Origin of the sequence: Mycoplasma sp. Mirounga ES2805-ORL (genome assembly GCF_017084445.1) — a bacterium.
Classification (GTDB): domain Bacteria; phylum Bacillota_I; class Bacilli_A; order Mycoplasmatales; family Metamycoplasmataceae; genus Mycoplasmopsis.
Genome location: NZ_CP070947.1, coordinates 235158 through 258107 on the forward strand (window position 1 = coordinate 235158; position 22950 = coordinate 258107).

A 22950-nucleotide genomic window follows, 5' to 3' on the forward strand; every position below is an offset into this window, starting at 1 on the left:
TTAATATTAATAAAATAATTTGCTTAAAATAAATTGTTAATATATATAATTCTAATATGTACATAATTTGTGGCGATGAAGAATATTTTATCAATCAAGAGATTAATAAAATTATTAAGGATAATAAAGAAAAAAAACTAGAAAATTTTTATTGTGAAGAAAATGATTTAACTAATTTATTAACTCTAATAGATTCAACACCTTTATTTCAAGAAAAAAAACTATTAATTATTTATGATTTACCTTTTTTAGAAAAAACAATAGCTAAAAAAGATCTAAAAATTGCACAATTTATTATTGAAGCAATTAAAAAAAATACAGCCGATATATTTATATTTGTTAATTCAAAATTACCCTCAAAAGACAAGATTCCAGCAAATATTTTTACAGACTTTTGTCTATCAAATACAACTAATCAAACTATATTTTTAACAACTAAAAAACTTGAAAATAAGAATTTATATGATGCTATTGAGTCTATAACAAAAAAGAACGGTGGTCAAATTGAATATTCAGCAATAATTGAACTTACCTTAAAATTGTCCAACAATCTAACAATAATAGAAAATGAAATAATAAAACTATTATCAAATAGTAAAAAAATAACAAAAGAAATGATTATTGAAAATGTTGAAGAAGTTCTTGTTAAAGATGCCTTTGGATTTGTTAATTCATTTGAAACAAACGATTTTTATTTAATTTGAAAACAATACAAAAGAAAATTAAATGAAGGTGTCGAAATAACAAATTTAATTGGACAAATTTCACAATCTTTCATTTTAGCTAATCAAATATATAGCTTTTTGACAGTTGATAAAGATTTAAAAAACTTCGCTTCTGAATATAAAGTTAATCAATATAGAGCAAAGAAAATTCAAAACTTAATTTATAAACTAGGTATTAAAAAGATACAAAGCATGATAATTCGCCTTGCAAATCTTGATAAAGAAATTAAAGATGGTTTAATTGATGCTCAATTAGGATTTGAAAAATTTTTAATTAATTTTTTTATTTAAAAATAAATATAAAAAAAGCAGCCGAAGCTGCTGCATCTATAAGCCACGTTTTGTACCTTTTCAGGCGCCAACAATTTATCTAATCACTTAGTGATTTTTTTCATAAATTCAATTCTTATAGAAAAATTCCCCTACCAAAATTTGGGTTTCTAGCTCATGGAGTTTACCGCGTTTCACAATTCTCGTCTCTGTGGCACTTGTCGTCTAAGCCTAGATTTATTGGATCTAGCATGAACACTACAACCATCGCAGGTTGTGCTAGCGTGGACTTTCCTCTACTTTTAAAATAAAAGCAGCTGTTGGCCAATGCTTCTCAATTTTACTATTATTGTTTAAATTCACAATAAAAGAATTTTAATTAAAAAAATATTGACTTTATTTTTTGTCAATATTTGTTTTTAATATATTTAGGAAAGCTTCTTGAGGAACTTCAACCCTGCCTAACTTTTTCATTTTTTTCTTACCTGCTTTTTGTTTATCTAGTAGTTTTTTATATCTGCTCAAATCAGAAGCATGTAATTTGGAAGTAACATCTTTTCTATAAGCTTTAATTGTTTCACGAGCAATAATCTTAGCACCTATTGTTGCTTGAATTGGAACCTCAAAATTTTGTCTCGGTATTTCTTGTTTTAATCTTTCTGTTAAATCTCTCGCTCTAGAATAAGCATAATCTTTGTGAGTTATTATTGAAAAAGCATCTACTTTTTCACCATTAAGTAAAATATCAACTTTGACTAAATCACTTGTTTTATAGCCTATTACATCGTATTCAAATGAGGCGTAACCTTTTGTTGCACTTTTTAGTCTATCAAAAAAATCTAAAACTATTTCGGCTAAAGGCATCTCATATATCAATCTAGATCTTCTATCATCTATATATTCTAAATCAACATATGTTCCTCTTTTTGATTGACATAATTCCATAATATTACCAATGTATTCAGTAGGTAGAATTATTGAAGCTTTAATATAAGGCTCTTCAATATAATCTATTAAACCGCGATCAGGAAGCAATGATGGATTAGATACTTTTTCTACTTCACCATTAGTCTTATAGACGTTATATTCAACACTTGGACTTGTAGCAATAATACCAATTCTATATTCTCGATTAAGTCTTTCTTGTAAAATTTCCATGTGCAACATACCTAAAAAACCAACACGGAATCCAAACCCTAGGGCTTTAGATGTTTCTTGTTCTCAAGATATTGAACTATCACTTAAGGCTATTTTTTCTAAACTTTCTTTTAGTTCCATATAGTCTTTTGTATCTATTGGGTAAAAACCGGTAAAAACAACAGGTTGTTTTTTCTTATAACCTGGTAGTGGCTCTAACGCTGGATTATCAATTAATGTAATTGTATCTCCAACATTAATACCTTCAGCAGTTCTTATTGCAGCTGCTATTCAGCCAACTTCGCCAGCTTCAAGATATTCTTTTTTAAATTCTTTAGGATTTTTAACACCCAATTCAGTAACGTGAAATTCCTTATTGTTTGACATTAATTTAAATTCATCGCCAATTCTTATAAAACCTTCAAATATTCTGACCAAAAGAATAACACCTCTATATTCATCAAAATATGAATCAAAAATCAATGCTTTTAATGGTTTTTTATCATCAGCATTACTAGGAGCGGGAATGTATTTTTCAATAGCGTCTAAAACTTGTTCACAATTTAAACCTGTTTTAGCAGAAATTGCGATTGCATTATCAGTTGGAATCCCAATAACACTTTCTATCTCTTTTTTAGACCTTTCAACATCAGCGGAAGGTAAGTCTATTTTGTTTATAATAGGAATAATTGTTAAATTATTTTCTAATGCTAAATAAACATTAGCTAAAGTTTGACTTTCAATACCTTGAGTTGCATCTACTAAAAGCAATGCACCTTCACTAGCAGCTAATGAACGAGATACTTCATAAGTAAAATCCACATGACCCGGTGTGTCAATTAGGTGAAAAATATAATCTTTATATTTAATTTGAACAGCATTCAATTTAATTGTTATGCCTCTCTCGCGCTCTAAATCCATCGTGTCTAATAACTGATTATCCATATCATGTTGGCTAACTGTACCAGTTAGTTCTAAAATACGGTCAGCAAGCGTACTTTTTCCATGATCAATATGAGCTATTATCGAAAAATTTCTTATCTTATTTTTATCCATTTTCACCTTTTTCTTAATTATTTTACCTTTAAAAAGGGTAAATAATTATTATTTAATTTTAAATTAAAAGTTTCATATTACATCAAACAAAATAAATATGAATATACATTTAAATTTAAAAATTATTATATTAAAATTAAGAATGTATTTTCAAATGGAGGTTTATATGAAAACACAAATAAAAACAGGACTAACTAACACTTCGTTTCGTGAAGATGATAAATTTATTCAAGACCAAATTTTTACAGGATTCAACCATAACATTGATTATAAATTGTTAAAAAAATTTTCTTTTGTGCCAAAACTAATTAGCAATAAAAATAATCAATTAATCTGAGAATTTATTGAAGGAAACCAACCAACAAAAAGTGATGAAAATCTAGAAATAATAGCTAAACATTTAGTAGAACTACATAATTCAAATCTTAGCTTTCCAAATTCAAATCATAGAGATAGAGTTAATGAATATTTAAGAATAATTAATGAAAAAAAATTAAATGATGAATTTATAAAAAATACTATGATTTACATAAATAAAGTTTTAGATTTAATGAAAAATACAGTACCTTTACATAACGACTTGTGATTAAGAAATATGGTTAAAAACAACAATGGACAAATATTTATTGTTGATTGAGAATATGCAACAATGGGAAATAAACATTTTGATTTAGCATATTTTATAGAAAGTGCTGAACTAAATAGTGAAGAAGAAACAGTATTTTTAAAAAACTATAATGATTATGACTATAACGAAATTCAAAAGATGAAAGTTTTAGTGAACTTTTTAGTTGTAACATGAGGATTAGCTCAAAAAACAATACCTTTTGATGTAACGCCATATAAAAATAAAGCAAATAAACTTATTAGTACAATAAACTGATAAATCTTTTATTTTATAAATTTACATTTATTCACTAACCAATAATATATAATATTGTTAGATTATATATATTAAATTCTTAAGGAGAATACTACATGAATACTAAAAAAATTAAAAGAATTAAATACTCTGGTTTGATTTCAATATCATTAATTTCCACATTTTTTATACTATCAAACATACTTACTATTTTTATTCTTAAAAAACCTAATCTTTTTGAAAAATTACCTGAATTTTTTATTAAATTAATCTCAGCTTACGCAGCATTTACAACAGATTTTTTCTATCATTTATTTAAAGGCGGTTTTTCAGACTATAAAGATATTTTTAATAATGGTGATATGGCCGAAAAAGCAATATTTATTTCAGCAGCAGTCTCATTGGCTTTCCACTTACTATTTTCTCTAATTTTCTTAATAATAATAATTATAGTAATGATTAAATCATTTATTAAACACAAATTTGTAACAGGTTCATTACTTCTAATTTCATTTTTAGTTTGAATATCTAGTTTTGCATTGTTGCACTTTGGTACTCTATTTAAAATAGAATCTTTAAAATTATTTGATTGATATATACCTCTTGTCTTATGACTATCTCTAATTCTTGCATTTGTATCAGGAATAATTGGAGCCGTTTCTGAATTAGCAAGAATCAAAAAAGAAAAGAAAAGATTATATGAATCAACATATGAATTAGACAATGATCAATATGGTTTTCAATAAAAAAATGCTCCGGCATTTTTTTTAATACATACATATATATAATCAAAATATAATTAACGCTTAATTAATGAAAGAATTTTATTAGCTATTGTGTTAGACGTGTTGTAACCTATAACTTCATCCGCTGCTTCTTTTGCTTCGGCAGAAGCATTAGCCATTGCAAAGCCAAAGTTAGCTTTTTGCAGCATTTCAACATCATTTCCTGAATCTCCAAAACTAATAATTTTATAATCTTCGAGTTTTAAAATGCTTAATAAAGATTGAATACCAGTTCACTTAGTATAACCAAAAGGGTTTATATCAGTATATCTTCCATTAGTTAATGTTACACTATACTTATTATTGTAAAGATTAGCGAAAAAATTAGTATGGCATTGGGCTTCATTTTTTGAGCTACGTAATGCTACTTGAATTCATGTTTTATTTGGATCTAAAGCTTCATTTTTAAATTCTTCATCATCCAAAAGATTAATTGAACTCATGTCCATAACTTCTTCATCTTTCATTCAATCGGGACTTTGTTTATTTTTCATTCAATCAATAGAACCTGTGATTGAATCCATTCTCATAATTAAATTATGTTTGAGAGCATATGGAAAAACATCATAAAAAATATCTTTATCTACTTGACCTAGAATAATTGTTTTCTTCTTTTTAACATCGTAAATAATTGTTCCATTGGAACAGATAAAATAATCAATTCCTTTAACCAAATCTAAAATAGGCAATGCTCTAGCTAATGCTCTACCTGTGGCAACAACATTTATATACCCTTGATTATTAACTTTTTCTAGAGCATTAATTGTCTCTGAATTCATTTCATTGCCATTAAACATTAATGTCCCATCCAGATCATATGCAAATATTAGTTTTTCATTCATATGTTTTACTCCTAACTAATTAATTTTATAAGTATAAAAAATTATATAAATTTTTAATTTCGCTTGATAGATATTTTAGTTTAAATACTAAAATATGAAAAAATATAGCCAATGGCTATATTATATGAATTATTTCAGATTAAGCTTGTTTGAAGCCTTCAATAAGATTTCATGTTGTTCATGCTTCTTTTGAATCTTCAACAACTTTTAATTGTAGTTTTAATGTTCCATTTTTAGAATTTTTACTTATATTAACTGCTATAACTTTTTGATTTTGCGATAAACCAGTTACTACTAGTTTTGTTAAATCAAAATTATCTTTATTTTTGTAAATATCTTCAGCTTTTATTTCTTCTTTGCCGGTGAAATCAGCAACTATTTCCTTATTAGCAATTTTTTTGTCCAAATTAAATTTCAAAACATAGTTATCAAACTCTTTTTCACCTGTTTTGCTCTCATCAATTATTATTCTCTTTGAAGCACACTTTGCTTTATCAACTGTATTTGCATTAAAATCTTGAAGAACAACTAATGTAACTTTTACTGATAATCTATTATCAGTTTCTAATTTAGGTTTAGAAAACACGTAAACAATTTGTTCATCTGTTATGTACTTATTATTTGCAAAAAAGTATAAATTTGTTTTATTTTTCAATTTTTCATCATCAAAGTTAAAAGTTTGAATTAAAGGCTTTGTTGGCAATTCATCTTTTCATGTTTTAAGTAGTTCTTCATCTCAACAATAAAGATGGTCTATTTTTTTAATGGCTTTATTTAGTTGAGGAGCTAGATAGTTAGCTTCTTGGTTATCTTCATCAGTATCTACAAAATTTTCTAATGATAAATCAGGTTCAAAATCTTCATTATTTAAGGTTGCGGACGGTGCAAATATATCAGAAATAGGTTGTTGACCTTTCTTTATTTTCATTTCGTTTAATTTTTCAATACCTAATTTATCGAAAGTTATTTCTAGATCTTTTTTGACAACAGGACTTTCTACTCAATCAACAAACTTAGCTTCAACTGTAACAAAATATTTTTCGCCAACTTTTTTAACGCTTAAAAAGTTATAGATTAATGAATTGTCTTTCGAATCTAATCAAAATGATTTATTTGTTAATTTACCATTGTTCAATTTTTGAATATAAGTTTTGTCTTTACTAAAGAATGGTCTAATTGTTGCATTATCTTCTAAATTATCACTTATATATTTTTTTGATTTTGTTCATCCATTGAGTGTGGATTAACGCCTTTTACATAGTCGCTATCTGCAGTAACTTCTTTTTCAAAGAAAATATCACTATTACTTTTTGCAACAAGTTTAACGGTTGCTTTTATTGTGAAATTATCAATAACAACATTTGAAATTTCAGGTAAATATTGTTTATTATCGAAATCAAAAACGGCGAAATTTGGTTTATTATCAAAGTTAAGAACTGTTTTTTTAGTTATTAAATTTTGATAAGCTTTCTCATCAATTATTTTTAATTTTAATGTTGAAAATTGTTTTTCAATTTCCTTTACTGCTTTTGCTTCATTATCTAAAATTGCTTGTGTTTTCTTAAATCCTTTTATTGTATATTGTTGATTTTTAATTGACATAACATCTTCACCTTTTAGTTTTAGCTTAAAGATAATGGTTATGTCATAATAATCAACTTCTTCATTTTTAACAGCTTTATATTCAACTAATTCGTATCCGTCAGGAATTGTTTTTACAATAAGATCTATATTAGCGTCGCTTAATAATGTATCTTTTTTATTAGGATAGTCAAATGAAACTAATTTTTCATTCTTAGCTAATTCTTCTAATTTTTTTGTATATTCGCTTGTCTTAGCTTTACCTAAATTAACATCAACTACTTTATTTGATAATTTATTATCATTTACCTTATAAATACCAGCCTTAAAGGTAAAAATTATATTATTGTCTTCATTTATTTTTCAGTCAATTTTGCCACTTAATTTTACTGACCCATCACTTGATGTGTATGTAGGTTTAATTGCACTGGTTGGTTGTCAATATTTTGGAAAATTAACGCCCTCAAATTCAATTAAATATTCCTTATTAGTGCTTTTTCAATCAGGGTGTTTTCCATTTTCAACAGCAAGCAATTTGTGTTGTGTAAAGTCATAATAAAAATCTTTATTTTCATTTATCGCTAAATAGAATTGCGATTCTTTGCCTTTAACAATAGACATTGATGACTTTAACTCTTCTGCAAAATCATCTAATTTTTGTTCAACTGTCTTCTTTGTAATGTTTGTGCCTGACTCATTTTCACCAGGTTTTGGTTGAGGTTTAGGATCTTCTTTTTTGTTTTCATCCTTCTTTTCTTCTTTTTTAGTTTCGTTTCCACAGCTAATTGCTACAGCAGGAAATATACCAATTGAAAATATATTTCCTAACATTAAAAATTTTTTAATTTTTTTCATATTTATTTCATGGTTTTACCCATATCCTCTTTTCTTTTTTCTATTAATAATTACATTAAAAATATAATGCAATCAAAAATTGATAGTAATAAATTAATATTTTTTTAAAAAATATGAAAAAGTAAATCACATTATTTTCATAATTCGTTTAAAAGGCATAAAAAAAGCTCTTTATTATGAGCTAATATTATTTATTAAATATATTTGTTTTATGATTATATTTTTACTCCACCGATTTATAAAACCTAGCTAATGTCTCTAATTTTTTAATAATCTTAACTAAATTACTTAGTTTATCATCGTTACTTTTAATTCCATCAGTAAATTTTTTTGTTTCCTTAAAAATGTCGTCAAACTTAGTTTTATCTTTAGTAGAAGCTTCTTTATATAATTTAGTATTAATTGCATTATTGTTTTCAAGTAACAATAACTCAAATGATAATTGTGCGTAGAGAAGTTTAATGTCGCCTGTTTCTTCTATAAAATAAGGATCTGAGAAAAGATTTTCTGATTTAGCTATAAGTTGACTTATATTTTGAGTTTCAGAGGCTGGTAATGATTTAAAATCAGTAGCCAGTAATGATTTAGCTAAAATGTTTGCATTTCTAACTTGAGTTATTAAATCAGCTCTCTCAGATTTATAACTACTTCCACCTTTGCCGCCACAAGATAATGTAGCTAAAGGCATTGCAGAAATTGAAATGGTTCCTAGAGCAAATAATAATTTTTTGTTGTACTTCATACTTAAATTCCTTTCAAATAATAGGAGTTATTAGAATTAATAAGTAAATAATACACTAAAAATAAATTGTTAAGATACTTTTAATCTTATATCTTTAAAATATAATGGTTGTGTTTATTAAAATAATTATTGTATAAGTGTTTTTAAAACATAAGGAGTAATATGAAAAGAATATATTTTGCAAATGCATTATTTAGCAAAGCAGATACTACATTCAATGCAGAAGTGGTTAAAAAAATAAGAGGATTAGGTAAATATGAGGTATACCTACCTCAAGAAAATTTATCAATAAATGATAAAACAAAATGCGCTACATCAAAAGATATCTATAAGGCAGATAAAGATGAATTGGACAAATCTGATATATTAGTTGCTGTTTTAGATGGATTAGTAATAGACCCGGGTGTTTGTACTGAAATTGGTCTTTTTGCAGCTACAAACAAAAAGATTATTGGCTTAACAACAGATCCACGTAAAACAGGTTCATCAAAACTCGATGATCCTAAATTAAAATTGATAGCTGATGAACTTGTTGAAAATCAATTTGCATACTTTAACTTATTTGTTATTGGAGCAATTAAACAAAATGGAAAAGTTGTGTCATCAGTTGAAGAATTAATTAAAGAACTAGAATAAATTAAAAACCTAAAAATAGCAATTAAAAAATAGACTTTAAAATCTATTTTTTTAATACAAAGCCCCAATTGTTAAACCACTATAAGCAATTAGTGGAATGCAATTAATTATTATAACTATTAAATTGTTGCTATTATCATAGTTTGTAAATTTATAAATTGATAAAGAACCTAGATAAATAAATACAGAAAATAGACATGCCGTTAAAACTCAAGTTGATAATTTTGACTTGATATTTCTAAGGCAGGTTACACTTTTTACACCGAAAAATACTTGAATTAATGAAGATAATAGTGCTATTGAACCAAAAATATAAAAATACAAATCAACACTAGTGTTATCAACAAAATCTAACTTCAAATATTTAAACGTAAAGAAGACCAATACTGTTAATGATGATAATAAATTTAAAACAAAACTCACTCATAAAACTTTATTAGATTTTTTAATTAAGAGCAAATTATTTTTTAATCTTCGGTTGAATTCAACTTTAGTTATGATGGTGTTTGCCATGCCTTCCCCTTAATTATTATGGTGATTAAAAATCATTTGGTGCCCAAGACAGGACTTGAACCTGCACGGATTTCTCCAGTAGATTTTGAGTCTACGGTGTCTACCATTCCACCACTTGGGCATACTTATATTATAAATTGAAATTATATAAAATTATTTACTAATTAAAAAAATACTTTGTCATAAATTTGGTATAAATTAAATTATGTCTATAGGAATAGTAGTTGAATATAATCCATTTCACAATGGCCACTTAAAACAAATAAATTTCATTAAAGAAAATTTCCCGGAGGAAGAAATTGTGATTGTTATGAGCGATAAATATACTCAAAGAGGTGAAATAAATGTTCTCCCTTTTGAAAAAAGAGTGGAAATTGCAAAAAAATTTGGAATAAATAAAATCTTGAAATTATCATTTGAAGAAACCGTTCAGGCTGCACATATCTTTGCACAAAATGCAATAAAAAAATTAAATGAATATGGTATTGATAGATTAGTTTTTGGTTCAGAAACAAATGATTCAGAAACTATGATTGAGTGTGCAAAAATACTTGTAGAAAATGAAACAAAATTTTACGCATTAACTAGAAAAATAATGAAATTAGAAAAAATTTCCTTTCCAAAAGCTTCTAATTTAGCTCTACAAGAATTATCTTCAAAAAACTACACAATGCCAAATGATATTTTGGGTTTAGAATATGTAAAGACCATTATTAAAAATAATTTAAAAATCGAAATAATAACCATTAAAAGAAATATACCATTTCATTCTACTGAGCCTCTTGAAAAATATGCATCTGCAAGCCTTATAAGAAATTTGATTAAAAATAATAAAGACGTTTCTCAATATATGCCAATTAAAATTGATATAAACTCTGTTGATTATGTTCAAAATCATTACAATGAATTCCAGAAGATAATGAAATCTATAGATATAGAAAAACTTCAAAAAATACCCGTTATCAGTGAAGGCATTGAAAATTTACTATTAAAAAATATTAATGCAAAAACTTATGAAGATTTTGTTAATAAATGCACATCTAAACGTTACACTTCATCTAGAATCAAGAGAATAATATCTTGAGTTTTAGAGAAGAAGTTTTAAAATTCCCATTAATTATTAGTGTTAATTATCAATCATTTTGTCACTATTTTAACAAGTTAAATTATTGATATAAAAAGGTACTTTTTTTAGAAAAATAATTAGTTTTTATTTAAGAATTTACATAAATATTACATTTACTTTTTTTCAAACTCTTAAAAATTGAAAAATTAAAATAACATAGCATTTTGTTTTGCTATGTTTTTGGTATTATTAACTTGTTAATTCATAAATTTCTTAAATAAATTTATGTTTTATACAAGCGAGTCTTAGTTTTTGGGATTTGCTTTTTTTATTTCTATTAGATTTTCTTTTAAATCAATAATTATTTCTTTAAGCATATTTATAACCAAGCTGTTATCTTCTTCATTGCTTCTATCATGAATAATTTTTTTTATTTTCTCAATGTTAGACTCAGTAAATTTTCTATTCATATTATAGAATTTTGAAATTTGTCTTGAATATACAATTGTTGGATCTGTGCCGAGTTTTATCATTAAAATTTCATTTTTTGATAGCTGATGCCCTTTAGGTTCTAAAGCTTTATATATTTTATTATTAGTTATAAAACAAACATTACCAGGAGAGTTCATTCCTAACCAAATTGTTGAATTATCATCCATGTAAACTCTATTATTATTTTCGTCAAAAGGAGCTAAATATTTGTTGTCGTATTTAACAACACCATTTAACACTTTTCTTTTTATTTTCAAAATCATTTTATCTTCCAAATGAGCCTTATTAGGTTTTCTAAAAACATTTTGCTTATTACTTAAAACTTTTTTGAATTTTTTATTATATTCATCAATAACTTTTTGTTTTTCGTTTTGCAATTTTTCAATTGAATTGATTTTATTTAAATGAAAATGCAATGGGTAATTTTTTTGAGCTATGTCAAATGAGCGCTCAACATTGGGTTTATGTTTAGGATTAGTTGAAGAAACTAATTCAATATTTTTTTTATATAATGCTATAGCAAAGGGAGTTTCGTAATCCTTACCATTGTGCATTGTTGTTCTACAATCACTATACACAACTTGCAGTAATCCATAATTTTTAAATAATTCTTCAAATAACTTTTGATAACCAATATTTGTTTCTTCCTTTTCAACTCATAGAGCTAATAACATGCCTGTACCAGCATCTACAGCATGATATATACACACCTTTTCAGGAACACCTTTTTCATTATTTCAAAAGTTGTGAAAACAACCATCAACTTCAACTAATTGTCCAAAAGAATGAAAATGTTTTTTACCTTGTTAGAGATTGATTTTTAACGTTCATTAAGTCATTTTATATTTTGTTTATATACTATTTTAACAATAGGATCTTCCGTTTTGTCCTTAACTTCTTGTGCAATACGTTTAGCTTTTCTTCTAATTTTTTTAGAAGCATAACCCACTACAAAACCTGAGTTTTAATGACCTTTTATAAAATGTTGATTTTGAAAATTCATATTTTTCTTTAATTAATGAATATCAATTCTCATATGAAATATGATTATTTCGATCTTGTGGTAAATTGTCTTTTTCAAATTTAAGCAGTTCTTTGTTTTCTTCATAAAAGGTGTCATCTTCACATTTAAGAGCAGCTTTATTCTATTTATTACCATGTGAAATTTTTAATATAACTTCATTACTTTCGCTATGCCTTTTGATACTATTCAAAATTCTTTGTATAGTTCTTATTGAAAGATTAAACTTTTTAGCATATTGATTCCTTGTTAAATTTGGAAAACGAATAATGTATTCAATTACATTTTTTTGATTTTGCTCATATTTTGTCAAACTTTCGTTTTTAATTTTTATGTTAATACAATGTAAAACTACCTATAAAATATTAACAAACTAAAGAGTGCCAAATTGATTGAGAATAGGGGTGTGCCAAATTGATTGAGAATTCATATTTAGAGAAGAAGTTTTAAAATTACAATTAATTATTAGATTAATATATGCTAAAATAATTAAGTTATTAAGCCCGAGTGGTGAAATTGGCAGACACGCTAGACTAAGGATCTAGTGAGGAGACTCATGCAGGTTCAAATCCTGTCTCGGGCACCATATATTAAAATAGCGTAAAATACAATTTTGATTTACAAAAAAAATAACTCAAAACGAGTTATTTTTTTATTTCACAAATCTAAACTATAGAATTAGATTTTTTCTCAAGAAATTTATTAAAAACATTTGATTGCATATTTTTTAACTCCAATTTATATTGCTTATTTAATTTTTTCACATTTAATTTTGTTTGTTTTACTTCTTTTTTATATTCATAAGAATCTACATTTTTGATGCTGCTATTTAAATAAATTAAATTATCGTATTTGTATTTTGCTATGTTGTAATCAGCAGCTTTATAATTGTTATCGAAAACAATATTTTTACTTGTGCAAATACTTAATGAAGTTAACATTTTAGTTTTGAAAATCAAGCGTTTAATTCAAGAATTTTGTTCTAAAAAGTATCCTTTCATTAGTTTTTTTCTAATCATATTTGAAACTTGTTCAAGTGCTAAAAGGACAATTATTGTAAAAACTAAAAACGCACTTAGTCTATCTCAATTATCAGAATTTGACGAACTTGTTATTATTTCTAAACCAAAATCTGATGCCCCAACTGCTCCAATTACAACCGTACTCTTAAAATTGATTTCAATTCTATATAAGAAGTTTGATAATGTAATCGGCATGATTTCTTTAATAACAACATATTTAATTTTATGATATCAATTAGCACCTACAGAATCTAAGGAAATAAATACATCATCATCTATTCTATCAACTGATTCAGTTATTAGTTTTCCTAGCATTCCAATAGAGTGAATACCTAATGCTAAAACACCAACAAATAATAATGAATCTCCTTTCATTAATAGAAATAATAGGGCTAATGTAAATGGGGGAATTGCTCTAATAACAATTATTACTAACTTAAATGGTGCTGAAAATCAACCGGTTATTTTTTTGGAAGCGACAATTCCAAAAAATAAAGCTAAAACAAGTCCAATTATAGAAGATGCAATTGCAACCATAATTGCTTCTAATCCTAACTTAATAGGATGGGAACCCGAATTTCAATTTTCATATAGTTCTCATTTAGGATTAAATAATTTTTTAATTCCTAATCCGAATTGTCTAATCTTAATTTTATTAGCAATTCCTCATTCAATTTGTGTTAATACTATAATAGTTAATAAAAGAATGAAGATTACCAAAGTGCCTTTGACATAAGCTATTTTAGGTTTTTGTTTTCTTAATTTCTTAACTTGAATATCATAAGGATCATTAGGATTAATAATTGAATGCTTAGGTTTAAAATCAAGAATATATTTTTTAATAGCTCAATTAGAAAGTTCAATAATTATCATGAATGCAACCAAAACTCAAAGAACAATAGACATATGAGATCAATTATTTGGAGTTGCATAATCATCATTTAACAATGTACCTATTGTTTGAATACCAACAACTTCTAAAATTGCAGCGAAACGAACAACCATTTCAAATGAATATAATCCATATGTAACAATTCTTCTGATTAAATATGGCAATATGCTTTTTCTAAATGCTTGAAATTTAGTATTGCCAATTGAAAGCATACCTAGATATGTTGACACATCATATGTGTCTAAATCTTCATATAGCCATTTTGTCATTAAAGAAGCGACAAATATTCCAATAGATATAGATGCAGATAAATCCGGACTTACAAGCTGGAAGAAAAGAAATGGGAAAATAATTGGAGGTATAGCTCTAATTATTGACATAAATATTCTTGTAGGAACATACACAAAAGGTGTCTTAATAAAGTTTTTTGAACTAAATAAAGCTAATGGGATTGATAAAATAATTCCAAAAATTGTTCCTATTACAGAATACACAATAGTTGTTCAAAGTAATGATAATGAGTCAACAAAAGTTTCAGAAGGTGTTACACTACCTAAATCTCCTATTTCAGCATTTCCTACTCTAAAAAAGAGATGAAGTTCATGAAATAATTTATATGAATTTTTAAAATCTGGATTTATTTTTTTAAATAAAAGAATAATAAGAATGCTGCCAACTACCCAATTTACAATAACAAGTCAAGGAAATTTTTTCGTAACTTTTTGACCATTAATATCAACAAAATTAGGCCTAAAGAAATTAACAAATTTGTCTTTAAAGATAAGGAATTTATTTATTTTTTTGTTTTTGTTCATTATTTTTGTATTTGTTTATAACTTCTTTTATATTATCTTGAACAGCTTTTCTTTTTCTTTTAGTTTCATGAAATTGTTCTTCATCAAATTGTTCTAATTGTTCACCGTATATTGATTTTAAAACGCTTAAATTAACTTTATCTCATGTGTCATCAAAAACAATTTCACCAGATTTAACACCGATGATACGATCCGCATATTGAAGTGCTAAATCAACATGATGTAAATTAGCTAAAACGGTTATTTTATCCATCTTATTAACTAATAGGAACCCATCCATAACATTTTTAGCCATTATAGGATCTAAAGCACCAACGGGTTCATCAGCCAATATAATTTTAGGTTCTTGTGCTAGTGTTCTAGCCAGAGCTACACGTTGCATTTGGCCACCACTTAGGTCTTTTGCTAAATCATAAGCATTTTCAAGAATGTTGACTTTCGCAAGACATTGATAAGCAAAATCAACATCATTTTTTGAATATAGTCCAAAAAATGATCTTCATTTGGGCATCTGTGGTAATCGTGCTGTAAGAACATTTTGAATAACAGAAATATTTTCAATTAGGTTATATCTTTGAAAAACAATTCCGATTTTAGTTCTAAATTTTCTCAATTTTGAACCTTTGATTTTTGATAAGTCATAGGGACCAACTGTTAATTGTCCTTCAGTAATATCATTGATTTTATTAACAGTTTTAATTAGTGTTGTTTTACCTGCACCACTAAGTCCTATAATAGCAACAAACTCACCCTGGTTAATAGAAACGTTGACATTTGTCAACGCTTTTTTTCCGTTTTCATAAACTTTTGAAACATTATTTCACTTAATGTTTCAATCAACATTATTAATTAAATTGGAACTTTGTTCCATTTTATTCGTTTTACTCATTTTTTTTAATCTAATCATTAAGAATTAACTAAAATGATTCAAAACCATCAAAGTGTTTTGCAAATCAATGTTCAGGGTATGTGTATGATGAAGAAGATGTAGTTGATGTATAACCAAATTTTACATATTGCTTAACATTATCTCATTTTAGTTTTCAATTAGCGCCTTGTTCTTTTATAGCATTTGTTACTAATCTGTAAATTTCTGAATCTGTACGTGCAAAAATGTATGATCTATAGTATCCAACAGGTGGTAAGGTTCCTTCTTTTAAGTTATCTACAGCATTTTTTAAATTAGCTGAATAACCTTCTACGACTGCGGTTGGTCTTTCTGACTTATTGCCTGAAACATATAAATTGTTGTTATTAAATTCTTTATAGTGATTAAAGGCATTGATTAACTCAATTTCATTATTTAATGCTGGAGCAGCTGGATTGCCTTCTAGATAAGGGTCAATAATTTGAACATCTCTACCTGCTTGAACTATGAAGTTTGATTTGCCTGATAATTTTGCTCATGTATCAACTGGCAAGAATGCAATGTCAATACTATCTTTACTTAGTGCTTGAGCAGCAGCATTATAATTACTTGATACTGTAATTTTTACTTTAAATTTTAATGTTTCGTTTATATATTTTTCTAATTTAGCAGTGGCTTCTTTAACGATTGTAGCATCACCTGATGGAATAAATTGTATTTCTAAAGCTTTAGCATTAGTCTTTCATGTACCATCATTGTTAAAATAGTCTCCCCCTTGTTCTAAAGGAGTTTGATATGCTTTTTTCATGTCGCCATTAGCATTTATTTTTAATTCAGCATCTAAAGCTACAGCTGAATAACCGTCATGGTTGTAAATCTTAAATATTGATTCACAAACTGTTTTTCCATCTTTTTTCTTTCCAAAATCTCAAGTTAAACTTGTGGCACTTTCAGGTTTGCCTTTAGCTTGTTTTGCAGCTTCATTTATTACATTAATAAACATTTGTTGTACGCCTTTAACATCGTCAGCTTTTAATGTTCCTCTTGCTTGAATACCGTCATTTTGGATAAAGTCAGTAACACCAATTGCCTTAACCTTTTTGTATTCATCAGGGAATTTTTTAGCTCCATAAACAGTAACCGCATCCGATCATGCGCCAGTAACTGTAATATCTTTTTGAATTAATTTTGCAACTGAATCTGAATATCCGGCTGTTTTTACAGTCACATTCATATTTATTTTTTTACTACATCCCGCTGATAATGCTGGAGCAGCAATAACTGTTGATGCTGATATAGCAATAAAACCTAATTTACTAAATTTTTTCATTTTTTCTTTCCTTAAAATATTTTTTACTTTCTTATATATTTGTGCAACCAAATTTATAGACATAGTGCTTAAAAATCTTAATAAAAATTGATTTTAAAAATGCCACTAAATTTGATGGTAATTACTATTCTTTCATTACAAAACAATAATAATTCAAATAAAATTTAAAAAAGAAATATTTAAAATTTATTGTCTAAAAATTAAAAAATATGAAAAAGCGTTTCATATCTATTTATAAAAGATAATAAATAAAAAAGCCCGAAGGCTTAATTTTAATTTAAAAAATAATTATTAAATTAAATTAAAAATTCAATATGAGAACCCAAATATTAATAATGTTGAAAATATAGAATTCAATATATTTAATACTAAAAATGATATTGATGAGTGGTCTTTCTTTAAGTTGGCAAATAAAATAGGTATAACAGCTCCTAAAACTTTTGCAATTACTATTGAAATAAATAGTGCAATAGACGTTGCAATAATTATTACTCAATAAGATTTTGAATGAGAGAATTCTTTTAGCAAATCACCGGTGCTTGCATAAAATACTGAAAGTCTTGCAATATTAACTATAGAAAGTGTTAAACCAAGTACTAGACCAACTAATAATTCCTTAACAATAGCTTTTGTATAGTCCTTTTTCTCCAGTTCATTAAGAGATAAAGCTCTTGAAATACTTATATTAGCTTGAGTTCCGCTGTTTGAAACACTATTAGTTATTGTGGGAACGACTGCAGCTAAAGCAATTACTAGCGAATAAGTTTCAATAACTGACTTATTAGTTGAATTTAATGTTACAATATTGTTTAAACTAAAATGAATAATTATTTGTGTTAATGTTACAAATATTAGTAATGTAATTAATCATAATATTCTTGATTTCACAAATTTATATCAAGGCGTTTTAATATAATCTAAATCATTATCCTTAGGAAGATTTATCCCGGCCATTTTATACATATCTTCAGTCGATTCATCATTTATAATGTCAATTACATCATCACTTGTAATCATACCGACTAAAATTCCATCATCATTAGTAACAGGCAGAACGCTCATATCATGCTCAGTAAAAATTTGGGCAGCTTTTTCTTTTTTATCGCTTGAATGAATAGATGCAACTGGGCTATATATATCATCTATTGTAACATTTTCATCCGCAAAAATAATTTCCTCTAAAGTTAATACACCAAGTAATTTATTAGTGCCATCAACAACATAATAATAATGAACTAATTCAGCGTTTCTTTTTTTATAATCGCGTTTAATTTTATGAAGAGATTGTTCCACAGTAAAAGTATTAAGTATTTTTGAAATATCAACACCCATAATACTTCCAACTTCATCATCATTATAAAGTAAAACTTTATTAAGTTTTTCGCGTTTTTCAATAGGAGTATATGCTAGTATTTTGCTAGTTACATTTGCAGGAAGTTCATCTAAAACATCAGCTAATTCATCGCTTTGTAATTCTTGAAGTAAATTCATGCCTCATTCTTCAGAAAAACTTTGCGCTAAATTCTTTTGAACTTCTTCGTCTAAATAACTAAAAAGTTCTGCTGCTTCAGAAGTTTTTAAGATTCTTAAAAATGTTAATTGTTGCTCTAAATTTAAATTATCAACAATTTCAGCTATATCAGCAGTTGGTTCTTCATCAATTAAATTTCTAGCTTCAACCACACTTTTTTTGTTGACTATTTGAATTATTAATTCTTCGAGTTGTTTCTGTTTTTCTTCATTCATATTAATCCTTTAAGTACTTAATAAGTTGTTCTTGGAATTGATCAATTCTTATATTGTAGAATGCTCCATTTTTAACAAATTTAACGCTTCCGGTTTCTTCACTAACGATTATTGTTGTTGCATCACATAATTCACTTATGCCCATAGCAGCTCTATGTCTTGCGCCATATCCATTTTCAATACTTTTACGCGAAATTTTATAGAAAGTACCAACATATCAAATTTTATTATCTCTTATAATAACTGCTCCATCATGTAGAGGACTTGTTTTATTAAAAATAGAAATTAACAGTGAAGATGATATATCAGCTTTTACTATTATTCCATCAGTTCTCAAATTATCTAAATTATCATTGTTTTCAATAGTGATTAAAGCACCGATTTTATTTTTAGATAAATATTCAACACTTTCACGTAATTGATTAATAAGTCTTATCTGGCTACTTTTTCCTAATTTATTATATTTATTTTTTACTAAACGAGATTTAAAAATAAGGACTAGGTAAGGAGCAACTATTATTATTAAAATCAAGGAAACAATTGACAAAATAGTTATCAATAAAATCATTTCCAAAGTCATTATTTACCTCCGAGACGACCTATTAAAACAGCCGCTAAAATACACGATAAAATTACTAGGATAGAGGTTCCTAGTTGTAAATATTTATAAATTTTCATTCTTTTAAGTTCTTGTGGACTTAATTCTTCAGATTTTGCTAGACAATGTAATTCTTGACATTCTCCCTTTACGTGGTCGTCAACATGAATTATTGCTGGATTCAATAATTCTTCCTTATTTTCATTGTATTGTTGAAGTAAAAACTCTCTTCTTTTTTGTATTCTTTGTTCACAAAGAATAGGATCTCTATCTATCTTTACCATAAAACCCCTGACTTTATAAAATATTATTTGTGTATTTATTATTAATACTAATTAATCATAATATAAATTTTAGTATATTTAATTTATTAAAAAATTCTTTTTATAATATTTAATTAAGATTTAGATTTTGTGAATAAAAATATACTAAAAAATGTAAAAAAAGACAAGTTTCAAAAAAATGGCATTTGTTTGATATATATTTAAAATTTTGGTTATAATAATATTGTATATTTTCAATGTTAATTGATTGCCTAATTACCTTATTTTATAGGTAAGAAAACAATTTTTCACCTAATTGTCTTCATGGCAAACTCGTGTTTAATATTAAAATATACTTATTAATAAAATATCAAAAGAGGCGTTTTGCTTAGCAATATGCCTCTTTATACTTTATATATTAAATATTAATGAGGTATGTTTATGAAAAAATTACGAATTATTGAAATATTTGAAAAACCTAAATCATTTTTGAACAAAACAATCAGTTTAAAGGCGTGGGTTGTTTCTAATAGAGGAAATAAAAAAATTAGATTTGTCACTATAAATGACGGATCAACGGTATCTAATTTACAATGCACAATAAAGGGTAATTTCAATTTTGATCTTATAGAAGAAATGCGTTTGGGAGCATCTGTTGAAGTAAAAGGACAAATCTTTTTAACTCCAAAAGCACAACAACCGTTTGAATTAATAACTTCAAAAATTAAACTTTTAAATAATGTTGATCAAGATTTTCCGATACAAAAACAAGCAATTAATTTAGAAACTTTAAGAGAAATTCCACATCTTCGCCACAGAACTAATTTAATTAAATCTGTTATGTTAATAAGATCAACTCTTGCTCTAGAAATCCATAAATATTTTAATGAAAAAGGATTTTTATATTTTAATGCTCCAATCATCACTTCAAATGATGGAGAAGGGGCAGGAGAATTATTCTATATAAATGACGGGAATGAAAAAAATCCATTTTTTGGAAACGATATTAAGGCGACTTTAGGAGTTACTGGACAGTTGCATGCAGAAAGTTATGCTTTGGGATTTAAACAAGTTTATACATTCGCACCAACATTTAGAGCTGAACATTCAAATACTAAAAAGCATGCTGCAGAATTTTGAATGATTGAACCAGAAGTTGCTTTTGCGAAATTAAATGACATTATTCAACTAGCGGATAATTTACTAAAAACAGTTATTAAAAATACTCTTAAAATAAGAAAATTCGAATTTGATTATCTAGTGGAAAATGTTGATAAAGATATTGTAAATAGATTACAAAATTTCCTTAAAAATAAATTAAATGTAATTGACTATCGTGATGCAATTACTAAACTAGCAGAAGTTAAAGAAAACTTTGAAGAAAAAGATATTAAATTCGGAATCGATTTAGGAACAGAACACGAGAGATACTTAGCAGAAAAAATATTTAACGGCCCTGTAGCAGTTATTAATTATCCAAAATCATTCAAAGCATTTTATATGTACCAAAACGAAGATAATGAAACAGTAGCTGCATTTGACTTATTAGTTCCCGGAATAGGAGAACTAGTTGGTGGTAGCCAACGTGAAAATAATTATGAAAAATTATTAAATAGATCTAAGGAAGTTGGAATTTCTCAAGAAGATCTCCAATGATACTTAGATTTAAGAAGATTTGGCAGTGCTGGTTCAAGTGGTTTCGGTATTGGATTTGAACGTCTTGTGATGTATGTCACTGGAGTAAATAATATAAGAGATGTTATTCCATATCCAAGAACAAGTGGAAATATAAAGATGTAGGAGGTAAATTATGAATCTAACAATAATCTCACCATCAATTAAAAATGAAAAAATATTAGATGAATTTTTGTACAACTTAAAAAAACAAAATAACCAAGATTTTGAAATAATATTAGTAATTAATTCAACATCTTCAGATATTTATAAAGTTCTAGATAAAAATATTTCATTCTTTGGTTCAAGACTAAAATTTGTAATTAATAGTAAACAAAAAAGTACTCAAAGTAATATAGTTGCGGCTTTCCGACTAATTTCTGGAAAATATGTTTCAATTCTTAACTATGACAATGACTATAAACCAAACGTAATTACAAATCTAGTTAATTTAACTAATAAATATTCAAACGTAGACGTCATAGAATATAAACCTTATCTATCAGGAACAATTAAATGAAAGCCAAACAAAAGAATTGAAAGTGATGAAATAATTAATATTCAGGATAATCCTAGAGTTTTGGCATTTAGTTTTCCATTAATAACAAATAAAATATACAAGAGTACATTAGTTCAACAACTAATTAAGCATAAATCAAAAGAAGTTAAAGATGAAAAATTTTGTATTGAACTAACATATTACTTACTACTAAAAGCATCTAACTATGTTTATTCTGATTTAAAAATAATTAAAGAACATATTGATAGCGGATTATGATTGAATCCTAAAAATTACATAAGTCAATTCAAAGTTATTCATAACTTAATTGAAGTTAATGAAATAAAAAGAAAACATGAATTGGAATATGCAGAACTATATTTTATGCATGTTGTTTTGGGGGGGATATTAAATTCAAATTCAATTAGAATTTTTTCGGCTCCATCAACCATATTTTCAGACAAAGCTAATTTTCAAAACAAAAGAAATAAAAAATTAATTTCTGACTTGTATACATGATTAACTAAGTATCATGAAAATAATTCACTATTTTTCACAACAAATTTATATCTTAATGACGTTAAAAATGTAGAAGCAAGTATTTTAAAATCTCTTCCTAACCAAAATAAATGGGATGAAATATTTGATAAATTATAATAA

The 22950-nt window shown here is 26.2% G+C and carries 21 protein-coding genes, 2 tRNA genes and 1 other RNA gene; 8 read left to right on the top strand and 16 right to left on the bottom strand.

The features are described from left to right. Window positions 1-56: 56 nt before the first annotated feature. Window positions 57-1016 carry a DNA polymerase III subunit delta gene (gene holA / locus JXZ90_RS00940; RefSeq protein ID WP_205848534.1) on the top strand — a complete coding sequence of 320 codons (960 nt, stop codon included), beginning with the start codon at window positions 57-59 and terminating at the stop codon, window positions 1014-1016. A 34-nt stretch (window positions 1017-1050) separates the two neighbouring features. On the opposite strand, the gene rnpB is transcribed toward holA, so the two are convergent. Further along, window positions 1051-1327: RNase P RNA component class B (gene rnpB, locus JXZ90_RS00945), an RNA gene on the bottom strand. 64 nt (window positions 1328-1391) lie between these two features. After that, entirely contained in the window at window positions 1392-3188 is a 1797-nt protein-coding gene (gene lepA / locus JXZ90_RS00950; RefSeq protein WP_205848535.1) for a translation elongation factor 4, read from the bottom strand. A 166-nt stretch (window positions 3189-3354) separates the two neighbouring features. Between lepA and JXZ90_RS00955 the strand changes: the two genes are divergently transcribed. After that, window positions 3355-4074: a phosphotransferase gene (locus JXZ90_RS00955; protein WP_205848536.1), complete on the top strand. Its 720-nt coding sequence runs from the start codon at window positions 3355-3357 to the stop codon at window positions 4072-4074. 92 nt (window positions 4075-4166) lie between these two features. Beyond that, on the top strand, window positions 4167-4796 hold the full coding sequence (locus tag JXZ90_RS00960; RefSeq protein WP_205848537.1) for a hypothetical protein: 630 nt from the start codon (window positions 4167-4169) through the stop codon (window positions 4794-4796). 53 nt (window positions 4797-4849) lie between these two features. Here JXZ90_RS00960 and JXZ90_RS00965 read toward each other — a convergent pair whose 3' ends face one another. The 4 genes from JXZ90_RS00965 to JXZ90_RS00980 form a co-directional block, all read right to left on the bottom strand. Next, complete coding sequence (locus JXZ90_RS00965; RefSeq protein ID WP_205848538.1) at window positions 4850-5677, bottom strand: Cof-type HAD-IIB family hydrolase; 828 nt, start codon at window positions 5675-5677, stop codon at window positions 4850-4852. Between the two features lie 139 nt (window positions 5678-5816). Continuing rightward, window positions 5817-6812 (bottom strand): hypothetical protein, encoded by a 996-nt coding sequence (locus tag JXZ90_RS00970; RefSeq protein WP_205848539.1) that lies wholly within the window; start codon window positions 6810-6812, stop codon window positions 5817-5819. Between the two features lie 68 nt (window positions 6813-6880). Next, window positions 6881-8113, bottom strand: a complete 1233-nt coding sequence (locus JXZ90_RS00975) for a variable surface lipoprotein (RefSeq protein ID WP_205848540.1) — start codon at window positions 8111-8113, stop codon at window positions 6881-6883. 223 nt (window positions 8114-8336) lie between these two features. Further along, window positions 8337-8855, bottom strand: coding sequence for a hypothetical protein (locus JXZ90_RS00980; protein ID WP_205848541.1), 519 nt, complete (start codon window positions 8853-8855; stop codon window positions 8337-8339). 162 nt (window positions 8856-9017) lie between these two features. On the opposite strand from JXZ90_RS00980, the gene JXZ90_RS00985 reads away from it, so the two are divergent. After that, window positions 9018-9491 (top strand): nucleoside 2-deoxyribosyltransferase, encoded by a 474-nt coding sequence (locus JXZ90_RS00985; RefSeq protein WP_205848542.1) that lies wholly within the window; start codon window positions 9018-9020, stop codon window positions 9489-9491. A gap of 51 nt (window positions 9492-9542) precedes the next feature. Here JXZ90_RS00985 and JXZ90_RS00990 read toward each other — a convergent pair whose 3' ends face one another. After that, a complete protein-coding gene (locus JXZ90_RS00990; RefSeq protein WP_205848543.1) occupies window positions 9543-10004 on the bottom strand; it encodes a hypothetical protein in 462 nt (153 codons plus the stop codon). 37 nt (window positions 10005-10041) lie between these two features. After that, window positions 10042-10125: transfer RNA gene (locus JXZ90_RS00995), tRNA-Leu, on the bottom strand. Window positions 10126-10209: 84 nt separating this feature from the next. Here JXZ90_RS00995 and JXZ90_RS01000 point away from each other — a divergent pair. After that, entirely contained in the window at window positions 10210-11109 is a 900-nt protein-coding gene (locus tag JXZ90_RS01000; protein WP_205848544.1) for a nucleotidyltransferase, read from the top strand. 266 nt (window positions 11110-11375) lie between these two features. On the opposite strand, the gene JXZ90_RS01005 is transcribed toward JXZ90_RS01000, so the two are convergent. Both JXZ90_RS01005 and JXZ90_RS03410 read right to left on the bottom strand, forming a co-directional pair. Next, window positions 11376-12272, bottom strand: coding sequence for a hypothetical protein (locus JXZ90_RS01005; RefSeq protein WP_205848545.1), 897 nt, complete (start codon window positions 12270-12272; stop codon window positions 11376-11378). Window positions 12273-12382: 110 nt separating this feature from the next. Continuing rightward, the gene (locus tag JXZ90_RS03410; RefSeq protein ID WP_256432783.1) at window positions 12383-12511 is read right to left on the bottom strand and encodes a hypothetical protein; all 129 of its coding nucleotides are present in this window, start codon (window positions 12509-12511) and stop codon (window positions 12383-12385) included. Window positions 12512-13084: 573 nt separating this feature from the next. On the opposite strand from JXZ90_RS03410, the gene JXZ90_RS01010 reads away from it, so the two are divergent. After that, window positions 13085-13169: transfer RNA gene (locus JXZ90_RS01010), tRNA-Leu, on the top strand. A 79-nt stretch (window positions 13170-13248) separates the two neighbouring features. On the opposite strand, the gene JXZ90_RS01015 is transcribed toward JXZ90_RS01010, so the two are convergent. From JXZ90_RS01015 to JXZ90_RS01040, 6 genes are all read right to left on the bottom strand, one after another. Then, on the bottom strand, window positions 13249-15312 hold the full coding sequence (locus tag JXZ90_RS01015) for an ABC transporter permease (protein ID WP_205848546.1): 2064 nt from the start codon (window positions 15310-15312) through the stop codon (window positions 13249-13251). Beyond that, window positions 15287-16201 carry a phosphonate ABC transporter ATP-binding protein gene (gene phnC, locus JXZ90_RS01020; protein WP_241003408.1) on the bottom strand — a complete coding sequence of 305 codons (915 nt, stop codon included), beginning with the start codon at window positions 16199-16201 and terminating at the stop codon, window positions 15287-15289. The genes JXZ90_RS01015 and phnC overlap by 26 nt, the downstream gene beginning before the upstream one ends. A gap of 28 nt (window positions 16202-16229) precedes the next feature. Continuing rightward, window positions 16230-17510 carry a PhnD/SsuA/transferrin family substrate-binding protein gene (locus tag JXZ90_RS01025; protein ID WP_205848548.1) on the bottom strand — a complete coding sequence of 427 codons (1281 nt, stop codon included), beginning with the start codon at window positions 17508-17510 and terminating at the stop codon, window positions 16230-16232. A gap of 291 nt (window positions 17511-17801) precedes the next feature. Then, complete coding sequence (gene mgtE / locus JXZ90_RS01030; RefSeq protein WP_205848549.1) at window positions 17802-19256, bottom strand: magnesium transporter; 1455 nt, start codon at window positions 19254-19256, stop codon at window positions 17802-17804. Window position 19257: 1 nt separating this feature from the next. Continuing rightward, the gene (locus JXZ90_RS01035; RefSeq protein WP_205848550.1) at window positions 19258-19836 is read right to left on the bottom strand and encodes a DNA integrity scanning protein DisA nucleotide-binding domain protein; all 579 of its coding nucleotides are present in this window, start codon (window positions 19834-19836) and stop codon (window positions 19258-19260) included. After that, window positions 19836-20138, bottom strand: a complete 303-nt coding sequence (locus JXZ90_RS01040; protein ID WP_205848551.1) for a hypothetical protein — start codon at window positions 20136-20138, stop codon at window positions 19836-19838. Before JXZ90_RS01040 ends, JXZ90_RS01035 begins: the two co-directional genes overlap by 1 nt. Before the next feature lie 420 nt (window positions 20139-20558). Here JXZ90_RS01040 and asnS point away from each other — a divergent pair, with 420 nt between their 5' ends. Both asnS and JXZ90_RS01050 read left to right on the top strand, forming a co-directional pair. Further along, window positions 20559-21917 (top strand): asparagine--tRNA ligase, encoded by a 1359-nt coding sequence (gene asnS / locus JXZ90_RS01045; protein WP_205848552.1) that lies wholly within the window; start codon window positions 20559-20561, stop codon window positions 21915-21917. 10 nt (window positions 21918-21927) lie between these two features. Next, complete coding sequence (locus JXZ90_RS01050) at window positions 21928-22947, top strand: glycosyltransferase family A protein (protein ID WP_205848553.1); 1020 nt, start codon at window positions 21928-21930, stop codon at window positions 22945-22947. The last annotated feature ends 3 nt before the right edge of the window (window positions 22948-22950 follow it).